Annotated in this window: 14 protein-coding genes; 8 read left to right on the top strand and 6 right to left on the bottom strand. The window is 51.1% G+C overall.

Going from position 1 to position 20,038, the window contains the following annotated elements; all coding sequences use genetic code 11:
• Positions 1-167: 167 nt before the first annotated feature.
• From P1X16_RS21235 to P1X16_RS21210, 6 genes are all read right to left on the bottom strand, one after another.
• A complete protein-coding gene (locus P1X16_RS21235) occupies positions 168-1,403 on the bottom strand; it encodes a RepB family plasmid replication initiator protein (protein WP_277233505.1) in 1,236 nt (411 codons plus the stop codon).
• 813 nt (positions 1,404-2,216) lie between these two features.
• Entirely contained in the window at positions 2,217-4,316 is a 2,100-nt protein-coding gene (locus P1X16_RS21230) for a hypothetical protein (RefSeq protein WP_277233503.1), read from the bottom strand.
• 129 nt (positions 4,317-4,445) lie between these two features.
• On the bottom strand, positions 4,446-6,602 hold the full coding sequence (locus P1X16_RS21225) for a DUF3945 domain-containing protein (RefSeq protein WP_277233499.1): 2,157 nt from the start codon (positions 6,600-6,602) through the stop codon (positions 4,446-4,448).
• Between the two features lie 232 nt (positions 6,603-6,834).
• Entirely contained in the window at positions 6,835-8,844 is a 2,010-nt protein-coding gene (gene mobC / locus P1X16_RS21220; protein WP_277234107.1) for a conjugal transfer protein MobC, read from the bottom strand.
• Between the two features lie 227 nt (positions 8,845-9,071).
• Positions 9,072-9,956, bottom strand: coding sequence for a relaxase/mobilization nuclease domain-containing protein (locus P1X16_RS21215; protein ID WP_277233498.1), 885 nt, complete (start codon positions 9,954-9,956; stop codon positions 9,072-9,074).
• Positions 9,953-10,276 carry a hypothetical protein gene (locus tag P1X16_RS21210; protein WP_277233495.1) on the bottom strand — a complete coding sequence of 108 codons (324 nt, stop codon included), beginning with the start codon at positions 10,274-10,276 and terminating at the stop codon, positions 9,953-9,955. The genes P1X16_RS21215 and P1X16_RS21210 overlap by 4 nt, the downstream gene beginning before the upstream one ends.
• Before the next feature lie 1,039 nt (positions 10,277-11,315).
• Here P1X16_RS21210 and P1X16_RS21205 point away from each other — a divergent pair.
• The 8 genes from P1X16_RS21205 to P1X16_RS21170 all read left to right on the top strand — a co-directional run bounded on the left by P1X16_RS21205 (position 11,316) and on the right by P1X16_RS21170 (position 20,029).
• Entirely contained in the window at positions 11,316-12,134 is an 819-nt protein-coding gene (locus P1X16_RS21205; RefSeq protein WP_277233492.1) for a ParA family protein, read from the top strand.
• A gap of 44 nt (positions 12,135-12,178) precedes the next feature.
• Positions 12,179-12,859 carry a hypothetical protein gene (locus P1X16_RS21200; protein ID WP_277233488.1) on the top strand — a complete coding sequence of 227 codons (681 nt, stop codon included), beginning with the start codon at positions 12,179-12,181 and terminating at the stop codon, positions 12,857-12,859.
• Positions 12,860-12,897: 38 nt separating this feature from the next.
• A complete protein-coding gene (locus P1X16_RS21195) occupies positions 12,898-14,982 on the top strand; it encodes a sensor histidine kinase (protein WP_277233486.1) in 2,085 nt (694 codons plus the stop codon).
• Between the two features lie 29 nt (positions 14,983-15,011).
• Positions 15,012-15,761: a LytTR family transcriptional regulator DNA-binding domain-containing protein gene (locus P1X16_RS21190; RefSeq protein WP_277233481.1), complete on the top strand. Its 750-nt coding sequence runs from the start codon at positions 15,012-15,014 to the stop codon at positions 15,759-15,761.
• A gap of 162 nt (positions 15,762-15,923) precedes the next feature.
• Positions 15,924-16,784 (top strand): hypothetical protein, encoded by an 861-nt coding sequence (locus P1X16_RS21185; protein WP_277233480.1) that lies wholly within the window; start codon positions 15,924-15,926, stop codon positions 16,782-16,784.
• A gap of 48 nt (positions 16,785-16,832) precedes the next feature.
• Positions 16,833-17,168 carry a DUF4134 domain-containing protein gene (locus P1X16_RS21180; protein WP_277233479.1) on the top strand — a complete coding sequence of 112 codons (336 nt, stop codon included), beginning with the start codon at positions 16,833-16,835 and terminating at the stop codon, positions 17,166-17,168.
• A gap of 10 nt (positions 17,169-17,178) precedes the next feature.
• Positions 17,179-17,511, top strand: a complete 333-nt coding sequence (locus tag P1X16_RS21175) for a DUF4133 domain-containing protein (protein ID WP_277233475.1) — start codon at positions 17,179-17,181, stop codon at positions 17,509-17,511.
• Between the two features lie 25 nt (positions 17,512-17,536).
• Positions 17,537-20,029 (top strand): TraG family conjugative transposon ATPase, encoded by a 2,493-nt coding sequence (locus P1X16_RS21170; RefSeq protein WP_277233473.1) that lies wholly within the window; start codon positions 17,537-17,539, stop codon positions 20,027-20,029.
• Positions 20,030-20,038: the final 9 nt, after the last annotated feature.

Genomic DNA, 20,038 nt, shown 5'->3' with positions numbered 1-20,038 from the left:
TATTGGCCTACTTTCTTCAGCTTAGCCCGGTTGATTTGGGTGTAACTCTCCCCTGTTGCTTGGCAAACAGCGAAGTGCTCTGGCACTTGCTACTACCCTCCGGCTCGGATAGCTACCAGCGCGCATAACCGTTGCGGATGATATGCCAACGAAGCGCCGCTCACGAATTACACACTGGCTTTGGGTTTGGGATAAAGGCGGGGAAACATACCATTGATTTTGCTCATTGCCGTGGCGGCTATATTGTCGAAAACTTTAGCCCCTGCCTCGTACTCTTTCAGCAATTGGTGCGTGTCCTTCATCAGCTTTTGCAGCTCGGCATCGGTGAGCGAGAGAATGCGCTCGATCTGGTAGTCTTCGAGTTTAAACTTGCGCATGCGCCCGGCCACACGGCTGCGAAAGTCGAGGGCCACCCCAGGTACTGGTACTGTGGACTGAAGCGGTTCGGGAGCTGGCACGGGGAGCGTAGCTTCCCCGAGCTGCAGCTGGAGCTGCTTGGGCTGGAGCTTGCTAGGACCGTTGTAGTTGATGTGAAACTCGATGGAATTTACGCTGCGCCCTTTTTTCTTCTCGGTGTAGGAGATATCGAAGTTGAGCGTGTTCAATTCTTCCAAGGACGGCTTCAGCACATACTTGCGGTAGTCGGCAAACTGGGGGTAGGCCTCCCCCGTCGTCAGCTCGCGCAGCGTGTCAACGTCGACCGTGTGTGGACTCTTGAACTTCCACATCTGCATAATCCAGTAGAACTTATGGGTGTTGGGGCTCTTGATGCTAAGCAGATCAGCAACCTGCCCGAGGGTGAAGTTCTCGGTTAGGTTGGTGAGATAGGGAATTACATCGTTGGAGAAGTAGCCGGAGATGGTTCCCTGCCCGCTGTCGAGCTTCAAGGAGTGAACCAGCGGCACCTTGTGATAGTCTTTCTTGCGGTTGGGCATAGGTAGGTCGATGCGAATGGCGTCGAGCCCGTCCATGGCCACGTGCAAGTACTGGTAGCCGCGCCCACCAATGGGCTGGTCGCCCACCAAGTCCGACAAGGGAATAACGATGCGCTTACTATCGGCCTCATCGCGCCGCAGTCCCCGCAGCAAGAGTACGAAGATGCGAGCTTCGAGTAAGGTCATGGCCCAGGGGTGCTCGATCAGCACGTTGCTTTGGGCCACCGTGGTGGTGCGGCGGCTGTCCTGGATTTCAAGGCGGTACGTTTCGCTTTCCGACTGCACCATCAGTTGTTCGGGCTCGACGGCCGGGGCCATATCGCGCTTGGCAGCCAGTACGGCGGCGTAAGCCTCGGGCTGGGTGTTGAAGTAGCCGACGCTTTTGGTTTTGCCGTTGACGCGCACTTGCGCTTTCCAGCGGTTGCGGGTCTTTTCGAAGGTCGTACCCGGATATTGATTTTTAGCCATAGGTTGTAAGACATAACCAAAGGCTAAGATATAGATATAAAATTCAGATAGTAATAAAATTTATCTCTTCTCCTATCTCAAAGGTAACGGCTTCCTATTTCAATTATCTCAGAGGTAACAATCTCCTATCTCAAAGGTAACGGCTTCCTATCTCAGAGGTAACGGGCTCCTATCTCAGAGGTAACGGCTTCTTATCTCAAGGGTAATGGCTTCCAATTTAGAGCTTATATATAGTTGACTTACATTAGGTTATGCAGCCCTTAATATATTAATAGATTTAATAAATAAAGTTTGAATAAGGCTCAAGGTTTTTGAAAGGTATAGGTGAGATAAAAAACTATCTCAAAAGGTAAAGTCTTCCTACTTGGAAATTATCTCACAGAGGTAACGGCCTCCTACTTAAAACTATCTCAGAGGTAACAGCCTCCTACTTCATATTATCTCAAAGGTAACGGCTTCCTATTTCGAGTTATCTCAGAAGGTAACGGGCTCCTATCTCAGAGGTAACGGCTTCCTACTCAGAACTATCTCAAAAATATTGTATCATAATCATAAAATACTGTAAGTCAATAAAATATTAGCTGCGGAAAAAGTTGGACTTTAAGTTAAGTAGCCGACTACTCGAAAATTTCTGGTCTGCTAGCCTCTAAGTATGAGCGCAAAACTTAAAACTGGGGCGAATCATGTATATACATGATTTGGACGATTGAAAATTTGCCTATAGAAATTAACCGTAGAGCTTCTACCGTTGGTACTCAAGCACATACCAGCGCTGCATAGGTGAATAAGATTCTGGCTTTCCGGATCAACTAGCTAGAGCCGGGCATTACGCTTGCGCGCATCTAGAGCAGGTGGTTCCAACTTCTGCGGCATTTGTGGATTCGGAGCCACGGCGGGTGTTTCCAAAACCTGAATAGCTTGGCGTAACTGCTGTACCGCCGGGCTGGCACTCAAAGCGGGCGACTTATCGACGAGCGCTAGCACCTTGGTTAGGTTTTCTTTGTCAATTGCGCGTAGCTCCGGCTGCTTAACTAGAAACTTGCTTAGCTCCTGCAAGCGAGCCGCGTCTAAGCCAGCGCCGGCTTCCCGTAGTTGCTTGGCCAGGGGCCCCGCCACTGCAATAAACGACAATCGGGCCTGATCATGGAGAGGGGAACTGCTAGGCTGGACCTGCGCACTGGCTTGCCGCAACTGGTTTTGGGTTTGTTCCTGGGCCGCGGCCAGCTGCCGGCGTTCTGCCGCATCTTGCACCGGCTCAATAACGGTGACTTTTGTGTTGGTGGTTAGCGCATCTAGCACTTGGCTGATAGCAGGCAGCTGCGGCGAATCAAGTCGGTAGCAAAGCGTCAGCTCCATACCAACTTCCCGCAGTTCCCGCGCGGGTAAACTCTTGCCGTGGTCGATAATTAAGCCTACTTTCTCTAAGTTCTCCCGCAAGGTGGGCAACTGTGATATTTGGTCGCGGCTCTCGCGGAATTCCACTACCAGTCGGCGCTCTCCGCGGGCCTGGGCTTCCGAGAGGATTGGGTTCTGCCGCTGAGTTAGTAAATCAACCTGTTCTAGAGTGGGCTTGCCTGCGCGAGTTAGGTTAAGCGCGTGCGGATCTGCCTGAACAGCCTTTGCTTGCTGCTGCCCTAGCTGCTTCTGCTGCACGTCTTCGTTCCAATTCCGGCCTTTGCTTTTAACTAATTCGATTTTGTGACTGAACTGCAAGTTCTGAACGATGGCTTGATTAAACGAACTTAACGCCGCCACATTCACGGGAACATGAAACTGGTAGCTGTTGGGGCCGAGCCGGGCCGAGCTAATCAACTCGTTGCGCAGCGTTTGCGCCGTAGCGGGTGAGTTAGGTTCGCCGCTTTCTTGCTGGTATTGCTCGGTTAGGTTGCGATTAAAGCCTTTAAGTTGCTCGTTTATGGCCTGAACGTTAGCTGGGCTGGTCGTGTGAACTTCAACGGTCAGCACGTGGGCGTGCTCCCGCACTAGCTTCATCGGGTTGTGCTCACCAGCAAATCCCACCAGCAGCCGCGTATCACAGCAATGTCCCCGCGGGTCGTTGGCAAAAGCAGCTTTGACGCCCAGAATTTGCTCTTCCTTTAGCTGTCGCTTGAGTTCGAAAATTTGGTTTTCAGTTAGGGAGCCCGCGGTGGACGCATACAAGGCTTGTTCGCCGGGGTGCAGTTGCGCGTAGGAAATTGTAGCCAGCGCTGAATCACTTACAACGAGGTGAGCTGGCGCTTGCCCAGCAGGCAACTTACTTAGCCACAGGGCGCGCGCCAGCTGTTTTTCAGCTACTGGCTCTTTGATTTGCTCGCTGGCCTTTTCTAGGCCCACAATTCGGCCTTCGCAGTACTGGGGAAAAACAGTGTTCACGGGCGCTTGGGACGCTCCGGCAGCAAGCTGGGTGAGAATACGCCCAGCAAACTGTGGGTTTTCCAGCGTGGATTTAACAATACCACGGCTTTCCAAGTACGTTGTATTCGCTAGCGGGCCGCAGTCTTTGGTATGAATGCTAGGAAATTTTTCGCCGGGGGCAATTTCTCTGATGGCGGGCAACGGGAGCCGGGACCGCTCGGCCTGGGGCAAGTTCAGATACGATTGGAAGTGGTCTTTTACGCTCTGCCATAAGTTGCGGCCGGGCTCTTGCTCGAGGCCGGCAATGCGGCCCGTACTCACTTGGTTTTTCATCCAATCCACTACGTTGCCCTTGTCTCGCTCGTCCTGGCTGTTGAAGTAGAGCCAGTCTCCTCCCCTGCCCTTAAACACGATTAGTTGTTCGGGCCCCTCGAACACGTGCCATTTACCTTTTCCTAGCTCTTCGTCTTGCTGCCGCACGTAACCGTAATGGGCCAGTAATTGGGGAAGCTCGACGCGCTCCTTTATCTGCTGAAATGTGAGCTCGGGTTCTATCATACATGGGGGACTAGTAAGCCGGCAAGCGAGGCCGCCAGACTTTCCTGCTTAATTCAAGGTGCTACCAAGCCAACCCGTTCGGGCGAGCACAAAAAAGATGATCTGCTTTGTAGCCGAACAGTAATTGCTTCACTCTCGGGGACCCCGTCCCCGCACCTTGGGTGGTGCTTTCACAGCTATGCTTTGCCCGAGCGGCCGCGTGATTTTGGCGGCAGGCTGTGGCGACAGCTCGTATGCTGCCGGCTTCACTTCCACCCCGGCTTTGGCCGCGTGGATTCGAACAATCCCATCAAAGGGCTTGCCGCCGTTAGGCTGTTGCATTTGGGCTAACGGCACGGCTTTGCCTTCGCGCAGGTCGTGGCTTTGCTCGGGCGACAGCTTTACCCCGGCAATTGTATCCTTGAATTGCACCTTGTTTTCGGGTAGCACGACCACCTTGTTCATTTGCTTGTCAACTCCAACGTAGCCGTTGTAGGGGTTGCCCTGGGCGTCTTTGAGGCCGCGCACCAAGCCAGCGGTACCTTCCGTTGCGAGGCGTTGGCGCTGCTCAGCCGTGAAGGTTTGGCCACCTATCTCGTTGGGAATAGTAAGCTCCCGTTTGGGGAGCTCCATTTTCAGTGTGGCCGACCCGTTCGCTTCGCGGTGCAAAACCATCTTTGCTTGGAATGGCACCAGCTCTTGGTCTGGTCCTCCCCCGGCCTGCAGGGTCAGTAAATCAGTTTTATCTCCGTTTAGCAGCTTCTGGAGTTGCCCCTGGGCAGCCAGCCTATCTACTGTCAATCCCATAGTGGTCAGTACCCTTTGTGGCAGGTCAGCAACCGCGAACTTTGCCGTTTGGGTGGCGCCTTGCTGGCCTGCTGCCACGTCGGTTGCCGCCGCGGCCGTCGCTAACGTCTGAGTTGTCCGCGGGGCCGCCAACTCGACGCGACCTGCCTGCTGGCGGTGCTCGTTTGGGTCAGCGTTGCCGGCGACCTGCAGCAGCCGGGCTTGCAAGGCTTGACGGGTCTTTTCATAATCCACTTCCAGGTGCTGCCGGGTTTGCGGGGCCCCATTCAGATGCTCGTAGAAGTTTTTCAAGAAGGCTGACACCGGGTTACCACTGGTATCGATGTCAAGCAGGCTTTTTCCTTCCTTAACAACCTGTTCGGTGATTTTGCCTTGCCGCTGGGCTAGCTGTTCGACCCGGACTTCACCGGCTGCTTGCTGCATTAACTCAGGACCGGTAAGCGCCTGCTTGGGCACCTGGCTAAGGTGGGCGCTCAAGGCATCCCACTGCTTGATTCCGAAGGCTTCCTTAACGCTGTAGCCTAAGTCGGTTGCCTGGTCTTGGCCTTGCACCCCTATGTTCTGCCGACGAGCAACAACTTGCTCTGGCTGTTCGACAACTTCAAGCCCGTTGCCTACCCGTTTTAAACCTTGAATGATGCCTTCTAGCTTAGGTAATTCAGCGCTAGCCGGATCATAGCTCAAGCTGAAGTTGCCGCTGAGTTTTCCGTCCGGTTTTTTCTCGAACCTGAGGGCTCCAACGGCTACTCCAGCCTCTTTAAGTTGGTCGAAGTAGGCCCGCATTTCCAGCAGGGGGGCTACCGCCTCACCCTGCTGCTGCCACCTGATTTGTAACTCACCGGGGTTGGTTGGTTGTTCAGCTATGGCGGGCTGCTGGGCCGCGGCGGTTGCGTTTTTCGGTTCTAGCGGCGGCCCACTATTGCTTACAACCTTTTCGGGCCCAGCCGGGGCAGTAAGGCTAGGCGAGGAAACAGGCGATGCCTGGTTTGCTTCGCCGTGGGTACGGCTAAGTATGGTTTGCTGAGCCTGCTCTACTCCATTAGTCGTTGCCTGTATTAGCGGGGGCTGGTTACTGAAGCTAATCTGGCCCGGGACCGTTAGCTTCCAGTGAGTGCCTTGGCGCTCGAATTGGGCGGGAAGTTCGGTATGGATGTACTCCTGCCCGGCTTGAGGAGTGCTGTTTAACTTAAACAAAGGGCGCAGGGTCGCATGATAGCCGTTGATTAACTGAGGGTCTGACCCTGGGGCGGTGATGCCCTCGGCCCGGTCGGGATTGGTGGGGTCAATTTTCAGTTGCAGAATGCTGTAGCCGGTGGGACGATTGCTTAGCAATTGGGAGTCAACCACGCCGTCGGGAGCCGGTAATCCATTCAAATAGATTACCTGGGGCACAGCTGGGGTAGGCGGTAGCGTCACCGGGGTAGGCACTTCGTTTTGCGCGGCCATTAGGGGGTAGAGGTAAGTGGTTGGAAGGGGCCCCGACCAAGGCCTATCGAGCATAGCTACCCCTTGCTTGGTCGACTCAAGTAAGTTGAACGGGAAGTAGCCGGTACTAAACTAGGCGGGGCGAGGCCGGCCCCGCGAGAAATTTGATGAGTGGTCGGAAATGGGTGGTGAGGTGCCGCTACAACACACGAACGGCACGAAGCCAAGAAGCGCATCCTGGTTTCGTGCCGTTTGTAAGAACCGGCGTGAGTTGCGCCAACTTGATTTGCCAGTAAGGCTCGAGGACCTACGGCGCTACTTTCTCTTTAAGCAGATGCTTTAGCAGTGGGTCCTTGCCGATGCGAAGCAATTCCCGTTCGCAAATCGCTTTCACGTCAAGCTTTATCTGGTTGAAGTTGTTTTTGATTGTTTCTTCCGTTTCGTCTCGGCCGGTGGCCGGATTGATAAAGCTGGTGATATCGGGAATGGGTTGATAGGTCTTGGCTTCGGCGGCCACTGCTTTCACGTCCACTTTAATCTTGGCGTGAAACACTTTCTGCTCGATTTCCTCGCCGAAATTATCGGCCACGGCACCCACAAAATTCCCCTGCGTTAAGTTGGCTATGGTGCTGGCCGGAATCATGCTGTCCATTTGGGTTGATAAGCTCGTGCTGGTTTCGCGCATGTTGATGCTTACACTTTGGCGCTGCTGCAGGATCTTGCCGAACCGCTCACTCAGCCACTTACCACTATTACCCGATACCTGGCCGCTGAACACGTTGCCAACGGTGTTCTTGATTACTTCGGCCTCTTTTTGGCCGTAGTCGCGCTCGAGCTGCGAAAAGTCCTGGAAGCCCAAGCACGTGGAAACCTTGTTGCTGCGGGCCGTGGCAATTAAATTATCAAGGCCCTTGAAGTAGATGGTGGGCAACTCGTCGATGATAAGCGAGGATTTGCGCTTGCCTTTCTGATTAACCAGCTTCACCAAGCGGGCATTATAGAGGCCTAAGGCCGCTCCGTAGATGGCCTGCCGGTCGGGATTATTGCCCACGCACAACACCTTGGGTTCTTCCTGGCTGTTGATGTCGAGCGTGAAATCGTTGCCGCTCATCACCCAGTAGAGTTGCGGGCTGGCCAGGCGGCCCAACGGAATCCGGGCGCTGGCAATCTGGCCTTCCAGCTGCTCGATGGCATCTTTCTGAAACGCCGACACAAAGGGTTTCACCAAGTTCTCGATTTCGGGGTAGGACGCGAGCACGGGAAAGATTTCCTCGTAATCGCGGCTCAGAAACTCGATGACGTGGGGAAAGGTGCAGTACTTGCCTTGCTCGAACAGCTTAAGAAACCAGATGATGGCGGCCACAAAGTTGATCGGGCTTTCCACGAAGAAGTCGCCCTGCTTCTGGATCCAGCTCTTGTTAAGGTTCAGCATGATGGTGGAGGCGCTTTCGTAAGCGTCCACGATATCGGTCATGAGCTCGGGTAAGAGCGGGTTGCAACGGTGACTTTTGCGGGGGTTATCGAAATTGATGACATAAAAACCGACGGGCTTGTCAAACTTGTCTTGGTGCCGGAGCAGGGTATTGTAGCAGATGCGGCTTAAGTCGTCGAACTTGTAGTCGTAGATGTACATGCAAAAACCCTTGGCCAGGTGCTGCCGGATAAATTCATTGATAATGGCGTACGACTTACCCGAGCCGGGGGTACCCAGTACCATGGTTGCCCGAAAGGGATTGACTACGTTCAGCCAGCCCGGCCGCAGCTTGCCCCGCAGTTGATACTCGGTGCGCAAATTCACTGAGTACTCGTTTTCCATCAGACGCTCCTGCTGAGGAAATGACTCGTTGGCTTTGTTGAAAATATCCTTCATCAAGTTGTTGTTGAATAACCGGCTGAGCCAGGTTCCGGCGCTCAACAACAAAAGAAACCCAACGGCATTGAGTAAGGCATACAAGGCAGTTGCCAAGCCTGCAGCCATGGGTAGGGCCCGCGCAAGGTCGGACCCATACAACAGGACTAGCCCGATCAGACCGTAGCCAGCTACGGAAAGACCTTTAACTGTTTCATCTTTCCGCCCCCGAGTACCTAGGCAACTCAAGGCTAGAAAAATCACCGCTAGCGATTTACTGACCCAACTAGCTTGAAAGAGAAACGAGTTCTTGGTTAAATTAGCCAGTAAGCGCTCCACCACGGCCGGGGCCCAGCCCAAAACTTGAAAATACCCGAAACAGTAGTAATAGATATTGATGCCTAGCAGCACAATGGCAAACAGGCGCATAAACTCCATTATTTTCCGCAATGCTTTTTCATCCTCCATCCGACTAGGCGCTTTAAAAAAGTGGTTGATAAAGCGCAAACTAGTCGGGCTGGTTGCCCCTATTTTAGAAAAATTGACGAGCAGCAGAAGATAGGAGGTGAAATGCAATTCCAGTACACGAACGGGCTACCTAGTGGGCGTGAGGCAAGCCTTGCCGACGCTCACCATTGCAAACAAGCGTGGCTTACTGTTGGTACCCGAGACACTAAGTCTGCTAGGCAGTTACGCTACGAATGACCTAACTTTTTCGCAGCCTTGGTTTTGCCTGCCGCTAGCGGGGGCACCCCCTCCCCTCCCCTACTTGGCTTAGTAGCAGCTAGGCCCGCATCAAGTTCTAACCCTAGTGCTTGAACAGATTTAAGCGAGCGGACGGTAAAAGCTTGGCGCAATTCAGCTGCCTTGTAGCCTACTTCCCGCCCCTTCAGCGCCACCCCATTAACTTCAAAACTCACTCCTCGTAGAACCCCTCCCCTATCATGGGTGAAGCGAACAGCGATACGCTCTTTTGCCAGTTGCTGGGTGAACCAGTCGATACCTCCCCGCTGCTCAGCCTTCAGGATGCACTGCAAAGCTTGCACTAACCGCACTCTAGCGGCCTCTCTTGCGGGGTTTAAATCTTTGATGCTATGCCGCCGTTCGGGTAGCGGCAGCATCCCAAGTTCCTGGCTTATTTGTCTGATTATTGCAGGCTGGCGGTAGAAATTGTTGTCGGTTCTTAAGGCTGGCCCGCTATCAATTGGCACCCGGTTAAGGTACAGATGTAGGTGGGCATGCCGCTTGTCCAGATGCTCATAAACCACCACCTGGTGCCGCTTAACGGGGGCGCCTATTAGCTCGCAATATCGCTTGGCGGCGGCTATTTTTTGCTCGAAAGTAACTGCCTCTCCAGCCTTCCAAGATAGAATGGTGTGCCACACCGGTTTCTGAATCTTCACACTCAGATTCGCCGTTGCCTGCATCTGCTGAGCCATGCTCCTTGGGTTGCCAGGAATAATATTGATCGCAATCAAAAGAGAGGCTTGATCAGGCTCTTTTTTCTTGCCTTCACGTTTGCCCGCGCCATAGGTGAGAGCTCCCTCAAAGTCAGAACCCGTAGTAGTTTTGGCGATCATATCAGGCAGCTATGGATAAGAGATAATACTTGTGCCAACTGGGCTTGATGGTTACTGAAAGCCTTGCCTGATTGCGCTAATTCTGTTAGCTGGTGTAAGTCGGTTCCTATTGCTACCAACTGCCGATGAAGCTCAGCAGGAACGCTTTCCTTGATCTCGGTTCCACGTCCAACTTCGCGCAAATAAGCTGACACTTTCTTATAGCCTGCTGCCTTTGCTTTCTCTTGAAGTTCTTTTTTCTCGTTAGGACTTACGCGAACATCAATCCGTAAGGTGCGAGCTGTAGTAGCTGGTGTGCTAATATCTTGATCGGGTTTCATCAACAGAATATGGTTTGTATTAACGCTGGTGGTGAAGCTAATGTATAAGCTAAAATTAGTACGTCTATTAGCGCTTTAGGCGCTATGCTTAACTGAATGAGAAAACGGAAAAATTTAAGTTTGTCCGGACAATGACATGGCTTGCTGTGTAATTAACCGCGTGAGAAGCTAGACCACGTTTTAAGGCAATAAAAGATAATTATACGTTACATAGTATCAGTGTATTAATGATACTTTGATACTTATATTGAAGTAATTTAGGCTCATGCTTGTTTTAAAACAGTAATATAACAACAGGTTGGTTTGCTCAAGTTGTATCAATGCATCTAAGATACATAGATGCTAAAACAATATAAAATAACATCAGCCGGATGTTTGGAATATGGTTAGTTACTATGTATCTAAGATGCATTGATAAAAAGTATTATTAATACATTGTATCATATTGTATTAATGTATAAGGCATGGTTACATACGTAACAGGGTAACATAGTATCTATGTTGTAAGCATACTATGATACAATGTATCTATATTAGATAAATACGTTGTATCATAATACAGTATGTATCAATGATTAAAAAATTCTATGTATCTAAAGTGCTAAGGTACTTTGATGCGTCGTATTTACATATCATGTAGATGCAAACTCATTGATACAATGTATTAATATATCAATGCTTCTAAGAAATATCGCTGCAAAGATATAATGATGCTTTGTAATTATACATACTGTATACAATGTATCTAAAATACAGTGATACCTCAATACAAGGTAACATTGATACATTATTCAGGTTGATACATTAATACCCATAAACAATGATACATTGTATGCATGATAACTAGATGCTCTGATAAATTGATACAAAGACACAATAATACTACGATACAGAGCGCTAATGAGATTTTGTGTTGATATTTTAAAGTATCATCGTATCATTGCCGCCAAGATGCTAAGCAGCAATGATAAATTGTATCAAATGATGTAGGTATCATTGATGCATAAATTGTGATCGTCACCAACCTTGTTTCAGAAAAATGAATCAGCCCAACATAATTGCTTTTGCTACCCAGAAGGGTGGGGCAGGCAAGTCAACTATTACAACTCACTTGGCTTCGGCTCTCTATTACCTCTACGGTTACAAGGTAGCTGTCATGGACTGCGACCATCCCCAACATTCTCTGCACGCGTATCGAATCGACGAGCAAACCCGCGTGCAAAACGAGGAAGCTTTTCGTCAGCGTTTGCTTAAGCAGGGGAGAAGACCTTATCCGGTTTACATATCCAGCGTGCAAGAAGCGTCTTCTTCCATCACGGCTTTATTCGAGCAGGACTACGACTTTATTTTAATTGATACGCCGGGTACGGTGAACGTAATGGGCTTGCCGGACTTGCTGCGCCTGATTGACTATATCTTTTTGCCAGTGGAACCCGACAAAGGTTCGATTGCTTCTACCATGGCTTTTATGGGTTTGCTGCCGGCCTTCACCAAGCAGAGCGACCCTGATTCCAACCTGGTCGGCTACTATGCTTTCTGGAACAAGTACCTCAAGGCCGAGCGCAAAGCTATTTACGATAAAACCGAAGAGCTTTTCCAGGAAAAGGGGTTGCCTATGCTGCAAAGCCGAGTGGAGAATCTCATCACCTACAAAGAAAATCGGTCCACTATGTTCCCCTTGCCGGAAAAAGAGCTGAACCGGTTGGGAATGGGTCAACTCTTCATGGAAGTTTTGTCCTTGGTACTAGGGACCGGAGCAGTTACGCCTTCCGGACACACCATCAACTTCGTCGCCCCGGAAAGGCCCGTGGACACCGTGCCGGAGTCAACCGGTAACTCTACGACAGAGTCCAACTAGCTTTCAACCCCTTGCCGATCACCACCTCGTAATTTCAATGCGTCATGGCTAAACTGCCAACTAAAAAAAAAGAGAAAACCCCGGAGGAGCAAGCAGCCGAACTCGCTGCCATGATGGGCGACGTGTCTCCGATTCGATTAACGCCAAACGCTGTTCAACCGGCCGCGAGCGTGCCAGCCTCACCAGCTAGTGCTCCGTCCGTTTCCCCCACGAAGCCCGCCGTAAGCGAAACCTTTGCCCCCGCGTCGCCAGCGCCTCCCGCTGCGGTACCTGCGCCTTTAGCCGCCGACCAGTTACCGACCGCAGAGCCGGTGGCCAGCGATAGGGGAGGGGCCAAAAAGAAAAGTGCCCCGTTGCAAGCCCCCCCCCAACCAGCGCCGCCAGCAGAACCTCTAGCCAGTGCTGCCCCGGTGGCAGCAGAAGAGGTAGATGACGACGAACTAGCCGAGCAGACGCCACCAGAGCCCACTGCTGCACCCGTGCTGACCGCCGGAGCCAGCTACGATGTGCACTCGCTCTTCGTGCCGACTAAGGATAAGAAGACCGTGATGTTTCGCATCACCCCCGCCATGCACCAGTATTTTCAGCAAATCGGAATGATTCTAGGAAATGGTGCTTCCGTTCCCGACGTGGTGCACAACATCCTTACCCAGTGGAGAGCCGAGCATGGTGCCCAAGTGCAAAAGGCCATGCAAAAGCAGCTGCGCCAGATGCTTAAAAGCTAATGCGTATTACGCTCGTCATGCCCAGCCCCAAATATCTTTTGCTTGTCCTTTGTGTGTGGGTGAGTGCAAGCACGAGCGTGTTCTCGCAGACCCGGCCTAGCGCTTCGTCGCGAGGCCGGGCAGCCGACCAACCTAAAACCTATCAGGATTCGCTGCGCTGGATGCTCAAGCGGCGGGATGTAGCCCCGCAGGAGCGCCTGAAAGTGTTACACGAGTTGGGTTACCTGCTGGGGCAAGCCGGGAACTCCGAAGCACTCCGGGTAGGAGACCAGGCGGTGGCCTTGGCGCTAAAGCTTAAGGAATGGGAGCAAGCCTACCAGTTCCTTTTCAATCAGGTGCTCTTCTCCGAACGTATGGGCGACTACGTATCCACGTTGAAGTACGCCCAGCAGGGCTTGGAGTTCTGTCAGAGCTACTACCCAACCGGTACCTGGGCTTTCTATCAGCTCATGGGGGTTGCTACGGCGGATACCAAGGACTTCAGTGGGGGGCTAGCCTACATGCGCAAGGCATTGGCAACGCAGAAAGCTACCAAGGGGGTTACCCCGCGCGAGAAGGGCACCCTGCGGGTGAATATAGCTAACACGTTTCTTTCCGTGCGGCAGTACGATTCCGTACTTTTCTACGCCCGCCGGGCCTTGCCTTACTTGCAGCAAATAAACGACGAGCGCGGCGTGGGTTACATTCACCAGTTTCAGGGCGAGGTGTACCACAAAATTCGGCCTCAAACAGCGGCCACTCTGGATTCGGCCACTTTCCACCTGCGCCGGGCACTGGCAATCTTCAGGACCAAAGAAGACTACGCGTCGTTTGCCGCCTCGGCGGCCTTAACCTTGGCCGACCAGTACCGTTTACACGGCAAGCCGGTTGAATCAGAGAAAATGGCGGATTTAGCTTTGCAGCTGGCCAATCAAAAAAACTTACGTCAGTACAAGGCCGATGCGCTGGCCTCGCTGGCGTGGGCGTACGCCGACCAGGGCAATGCAATGGGTGCCTACGAGTATGACGCGCAAGCCAAGAATTTACGCGACTCGCTCTTCAACTCGGAAAAATCGGAGGCCCTGGCGCAGCTGCAAGTTAAATACGACGTGCAGCAGCAACGCCAGCAGCTCACGCTGCTCCAGCAGCAGAACCGCATTGCTCAGCAGCAAAAACGCGTGGCTCTCGAACAAAACCGCGTGGCCGAGGCCCAGACGCAGGCCGAGCGGGCGCGGGTGCAACTGCTCACCCAAAAAAACCACGCGGCCGAAGCGCGGGCCCAGGTGCAGCGCACCAGCTTGGAGCTGCTGGCCGAGCAGAACCGCGTGGCGGCCGCCCAGACGCAAACCCAAAAGGCCCGCCTGCAGTTGCTCACCCAGCAGGACGAAGAACAAGAGGCCGGCCGGCGCACGCTTACCATTTGGCTGTGCGTCCTTGGGTTAGGGTTACTGGCGGGCGGGCTGCTCTACTGGCGCTTGCGCCGGCAAAGCGCCTTGCTAGCGCAAGCCAACGAAGTGAACCGCGCTTCCGCGGCGGAAAAGGAAGTGCTGCTGCAGGAAATTCATCACCGGGTGAAAAACAATCTGCAACTCGTTAGTAGTTTACTCGGCTGGCAAAGCAGCAGTTTGCCTGAGCCGGCGCTAGTGGCGGTGCTCGCTGGCAGTCAGGCGCGGATTCAAAGCATGGCCATGGTGCACGAGTTTCTTTACCGGGCCGACAACCTTTCGCAAGTTCGCCTCGATTCTTACCTGGCTGAACTGCTCAAATCCTTGCACGAATCGTTTAGCACGCCTCAAAGGCCTATTCAAGTCAGTGCCGAGCTCGAGGCGGTCGTCATGGAAGCCAAGGACGCCAGTGCCTTTGGTTTGCTGGTCAACGAGCTCGTGACCAATGCCTACAAGCATGCGTTCAGCGAGCAAGATGGCGGGGAGCTGCACATTTCCCTCGCTAAAGTGAATTGTCCGGACGGCTTTAAACTACAAGTCATCGACAATGGTAAGGGCCTGCCCGCCACCGGAATCGAGGCCAAGCCAAAATCGCTGGGCATGAATTTAGTTAAAACCCTGGTTAAGCAACTGCGCGCCACTATCACCGCCACCCCGCATCATCCTACCGGTACCTGCATTGAGGTTACCCGCGCTTAACCTTCCCACCTTAATTTTTCTTGCCTTTTATGGCTTCCATACTCATTGTCGAGGACGAATTATTGATTGCCGCCGAGATAGAGCGCATGTTAACCCGTCTTGGGCACGCGCCGCTCGAGCCCGTGGATAACAGCGATGATGCGCTGAGCGCCCTCGCCCAGCACCCAGTCGAGCTAGTGCTCATGGACATCAATATTGCTGGTGACTGTGATGGAATTGCCACGGCCCTACTGGTGCGTCGGCAGTTTGCCGTCCCGGTGGTCTTTCTAACGGCCCGCTCGGACTCGGCTACCCTGAACCGGGCCAAACTAACCCAACCATACGGGTATTTAATTAAGCCCTTTACGGAAGAGTCCCTACGGGCCCAGATAGAGGTGGCCCTCTATAACGCCAACCAAACGCCGCCTCCGCGGGCGGCGCTGGCCGCTCTGGCTGGCGAAGCAACTCCGGGCCCGCCGCAACAGGCACCCAAGTACTTTTTTGTACGCAAAGGCTCCGGCCACGTTAAGGTGCTGACCGACGAGATCCTCTACTTCGAGGCGCTGCAGAATTACGTGCGCATGCATACCGCCACTGAAAGCTACGTGTTCGACTCCACGCTCAAGGAATTAGAGCAGCAATTACCGTCGCACTTCTTTAAAACGCACCGTTCGCACATTGTCAATCTCGACCACGTACAAGCCTACGAGGAAGGCTGCGTCCTGCTGGGTAAGGAATACGTTCCTGTAAGTAGAAGCTGCAAAGACGAACTAAAAAGTCGCATTCACCTACTGGGCTAATACGGCAGTCAGCTAGCAAGAACGGCACGGGACCAGGTTTTACCACCTTAGTCCCGTGCCGTTCGTGTGTTATAGCGGCACCTCACCACCCAATTTCAACCACTCGTCAAATTATCGGAAAAGGACCTGGGGCGTGACCTAGTTTAGCAAAGTCGACTACGGTTGGAAATCTGCTTGCAGGCCCTGACAGGATCGACAAAACCAGTCATTTCTAATGGTTCCTTTATGCTCAGCCACTATACTTGGGGTCAGTTCGGGCTTTTCATTTTACTACTGGTAGTGCTTTATTATATGGTAGTAGGCTTCATCTACTATCGGGACGAACTAAGCTCGTTGCTAACGCCAGGTAAGAAGGGAATGAAGGGGCAAACAGCTGATGCTGCTCAACCAGCCCCACCGGCTTTGGTACGTCCCACGTCCGCTTTTCGCCAAGAGGAAAATAGAGGCCCCAAATCAATTACTGATATCCCCACCAATGAAGAGGAACCCGAAAATGGGGCTGTTCAAAATCTGCCTACCCCGTCCGAGCAGCTGGTAGGAGGGAAGCTACCTAACTCTACTGCAACGATTATAGGCTTCGATAACAGTGCGGATGCTACAGATACAGTAAATGAGGCAGCGGTAGATACTGCTACTCATGAAGAGCAGGAACTCGACGCTGAACGCACTGAGGAAGAAGACCACGCAAACGAGCAATTAGCGGCTATAATTCGGCAGCGGGCCCATGAAGCATCTATTGATCTGGATTGTGCTGAGGTAGCCTATGAAATAACCCATGAAGTTGCTTCTGAACCATTGGCCGACTTCACGGAGCCGATGGCTTCTATGCTCGATATCACTCAAGTAGAGGAAGAGCCGCTAGTTGAAGCCGAATCTCTTGCTGATTACCTCGCTCAAATACAGGCTGGCGTGAAGCTACCGGTACCAATGGCCCTTGATGGTACCACCTTGGAAGCACAATTAATTCTACTCACTGCTGAGAGTGCCCATGAGCTAACCCTCTTGTTCGGCGAAGAAGCTTAATAAGTATTAACCGATTACACCTTTCACTCTTTTTTCAACCTATTACCTATGAAAAACACTACAGGATTACCTCGTAAGCAGAAGAGTATTGCTCGTTTACTAGTAACAACTGGTCTGCTTCTGACCTCGCAGATTATGTATGGTCAAGGGGGGAATGGCACAGCTGGTATCACGGATGCCACAACTCAAGTAACGAGTTACTTTACCCCTCTCACCAACCTTATGTATGCAATTGGTGCCGTGCTAGGTCTCGTGGGGGCCATCAAAGTGTATGGCAAGTGGAATTCAGGTGATCAAGACACGCAGAAAACTGCTGTTTCTTGGTTTGGCTCGATGATTTTCCTAGTCATCGTTGCAACTGTTATTCGCTCCTTCTTCCTCTAGGCCTGCGGTAATGCCCATCTACGATCTAAACCGTGGCATCAACAAACCAGTGGAGTTTAAGGGTTTGGTGGGAAACAATATCTATTTCCTAGTGGCCGGCATTGGTCTGGTATTCGGGTTGTTCATAACCTTATATCTAGGGGGAATACCGCTGGTTCTGACGGTGATTATAACACTCAGTGCTGGCGGAGGTATGTGGGCGGGCGTGTTCGCGCTGAATCGCAAGTATGGAGAACATGGCCTCATGAAAGCCTCGGCTCGTCGTGCCTCTCCCAAATACATCACTAATCGGAAAAGTCGCTTATTCCAAAATCTCAATGCGGACAAAGTCGGGCGCTCTTAGCGCCTGGTTTTGACTTCTTCCTTCCATGAGCAATAAAGTCCTTCCTTCTGTATCCCTAGAGTCCAAACAACCTATTTATAAGGTTGAGAAGGATTGCCTGATTTCGAAGAATGCGGACGTGACCGTAGCATTTCGCTTAAACCTGCCTGAAATTTTTACCCTTTCGCGGGAGGACTACGCGCAGTTGCAGTCGGCTTTCATTAAGGCAGTACGGCTACTTCCTGACCATTGCGTGATTCACAAGCAGGACTGGTATGTAGAAGACCGTTATGCTCCTGGCTTTGAAGCGGAAAGAACGTTGCTTTCGTCTTCGTATGAGCGACACTTTTTCGAGCGTCCCTACCTAAATCACTATTGCTACCTCTTTATCACGAAGTGCTCATCGGAGCGTCCGGATTGGGGTAGTACTTCTGGCCTCTTGGCGCGGCGCAACATCGTGCCCAAAGAAATGCTGGACACGAAAGTATTAGAAAGCTTTTTCGACAACGTAGGGCAGTTCGTTCGGACGCTGGAAGGAGTAGGCCCAACCAATGCACCCTACATCAAAAGCTACCGACTTACCTCTGATGAGTTGGCAGGTACGGAAAAAGCTGCGGGGCTGCTGGAAAAATACTTGTCTTTGGACCTGTCTGACCAGGCCCAACAAGTAGACTTGGATATGACCAGCGGCTTAAAGATTGGCGCCAACTTCTGCAATATGTTCTCGGTCGCTAATCTGGACGATCTACCCACATCAGTTGAGAGCGATATTCGCTACGAGCAGTACAGCACAGAGCAAAGTGATTTTCCAATCAGCTTCGCGGCTCCTCTTGGTCTACTACTTGGTACGAATCATATCCTTAACCAATATGTGTTTTTGGATAACACCCAAAAGACCGTCAAAACCTTTGAGCAGAAAAAGGACCGACTTAATTCGCTTTCACTTTACTCCCGCGAGAACTCTATCAATTTCGAGTACTATAACCAGTACCTGAACGAACTGATTGCGTTTAAGCGCCGGCCGGTACGGGTCCATGTCAACGTGCTTACATGGGCACAGAACGAGGATCAGCTAACAGAAGTGCGTAAGCTGGTTAATGCGTCTTTCAATTCGATGAATTGCAAGCCGCGGCAAAACACCGTGGATATTGCCGCACTCTACTGGGGAGGCATTCCCGGTAACGCTGGCGACTTTCCTAGCGAAGAAACCTTCTACACTTTCATCGAGCAAGCGGTTTGTTTCTGGGCATCGGAAACCAACTATCGAAGCACAGGGGCTACAAAAGGCATCAAACTTTCTGACCGCCTCACCGGCAAACCGGTGCTCGTGGATATCTCGGATGAGCCGATGAAACGGCAAATCATCTTCAACCGCAACAAGTTCGTGCTTGGTCCCTCAGGTTCGGGCAAATCGTTTTTCACAAACCACATGGTACGCCAATACTACGAGCAAGGCGCGCACGTCCTGTTGGTTGATACAGGTAATTCATACAAAGGCCTATGCGAGTTAGTGGGAGGGGTGTATTTCACTTACGAAGAAGATGATCCTATTGCATTCAACCCATTTCTAATCTCGGGTAAGCTTGACGTTGAAAAGAAGGAGTCAATAAAAACCCTATTACAAGCCTTATGGAAAAAAGATGACGAATCAATTTCGCAATCGGAATATGTTTCGCTTTCCACTGCGGTAAGCCTGTACTATGTCATGCTGGAAGAAAATTCAGCAATCAAGCCAAGCTTTAATACTTTCTATGATTTTGTAAAAGGTCCCTATCGTCAATTACTTGCTGAAGATAAAGTAAGAGAGAAAGATTTCGATATAGATAATTTTATTTATGTTTTAAAGCCTTATTATAAGGGAGGTGAGTATGATTATTTACTTAATTCAAACAAGGAGTTAGATTTAGTGCAAGCGCCGTTCATTGTGTTTGAATTAGATAATATTAAAGACCATCCTATCTTATTTCCAGTGGTGACTTTAATTATTATGGAAACATTTATATCTAAGATGCGGAAGTTGAAAGGTGTCCGCAAAATGATTTTGATTGAAGAAGCGTGGAAAGCTCTTACCACGCCCGGTATGGCGGCTTATATCAAATATCTGTTCAAAACCGTGCGAAAATTCTTCGGTGAAGCCATTGTAGTTACACAAGAAATAGATGACATAATTGGCAATGAAATAGTTAAGGATGCTATTATTAATAATTCGGATTGCAAGATTTTATTAGATCAAAGAAAATTCATTAATCGGTTTGATGAAATCCAGGCGTTGCTTTCGCTTACCCCTAAAGAAAAGGATTTAGTATTATCTATTAATCGAGATAATAAAGCTAGCCGCGGTAGATATACAGAAGTATTTATTTCACTAGGTGGTACAGTTTCTAAAGTATACGCAATTGAGGTGTCAAAGGAAGAATATGTAACTTATACAACTGAAGAAACCGAGAAAGTGAAGCTGTTTGAAAAGCTTAAACAAACTGGGGATATGCCCACAGCTATTAAATTATTTGCAGCAGAACTGAGAGAAGTGCAGGTATAATAACATTTC

Origin of the sequence: Hymenobacter sp. YC55 (genome assembly GCF_029433095.1) — a bacterium.
Classification (GTDB): Bacteria; Bacteroidota; Bacteroidia; order Cytophagales; family Hymenobacteraceae; genus Hymenobacter.
Note: the sequence above shows the minus strand (reverse complement) of the source record. Positions and strands in the feature narration are given on the sequence as shown.

Excerpts from the sequence above, each read along its gene's own strand:
- P1X16_RS21225 (WP_277233499.1), bottom strand. The coding sequence starts at position 6,602 with ATGCTCGATAGGCCTTGGTCGGGGCCCCTTCCAACCACTTACCTCTAC.
- P1X16_RS21215 (WP_277233498.1), bottom strand. The coding sequence starts at position 9,956 with ATGATCGCCAAAACTACTACGGGTTCTGACTTTGAGGGAGCTCTCACC.
- P1X16_RS21210 (WP_277233495.1), bottom strand. The coding sequence starts at position 10,276 with ATGAAACCCGATCAAGATATTAGCACACCAGCTACTACAGCTCGCACC.
- P1X16_RS21180 (WP_277233479.1), top strand. The coding sequence starts at position 16,833 with ATGAAAAACACTACAGGATTACCTCGTAAGCAGAAGAGTATTGCTCGT.
- P1X16_RS21235 (WP_277233505.1), bottom strand. The coding sequence starts at position 1,403 with ATGGCTAAAAATCAATATCCGGGTACGACCTTCGAAAAGACCCGCAAC.
- P1X16_RS21190 (WP_277233481.1), top strand. The coding sequence starts at position 15,012 with ATGGCTTCCATACTCATTGTCGAGGACGAATTATTGATTGCCGCCGAG.
- P1X16_RS21200 (WP_277233488.1), top strand. The coding sequence starts at position 12,179 with ATGGCTAAACTGCCAACTAAAAAAAAAGAGAAAACCCCGGAGGAGCAA.
- P1X16_RS21175 (WP_277233475.1), top strand. The coding sequence starts at position 17,179 with ATGCCCATCTACGATCTAAACCGTGGCATCAACAAACCAGTGGAGTTT.
- P1X16_RS21170 (WP_277233473.1), top strand. The coding sequence starts at position 17,537 with ATGAGCAATAAAGTCCTTCCTTCTGTATCCCTAGAGTCCAAACAACCT.
- P1X16_RS21230 (WP_277233503.1), bottom strand. The coding sequence starts at position 4,316 with ATGATAGAACCCGAGCTCACATTTCAGCAGATAAAGGAGCGCGTCGAG.
- P1X16_RS21205 (WP_277233492.1), top strand. The coding sequence starts at position 11,316 with ATGAATCAGCCCAACATAATTGCTTTTGCTACCCAGAAGGGTGGGGCA.
- mobC (WP_277234107.1), bottom strand. The coding sequence starts at position 8,844 with ATGGAGGATGAAAAAGCATTGCGGAAAATAATGGAGTTTATGCGCCTG.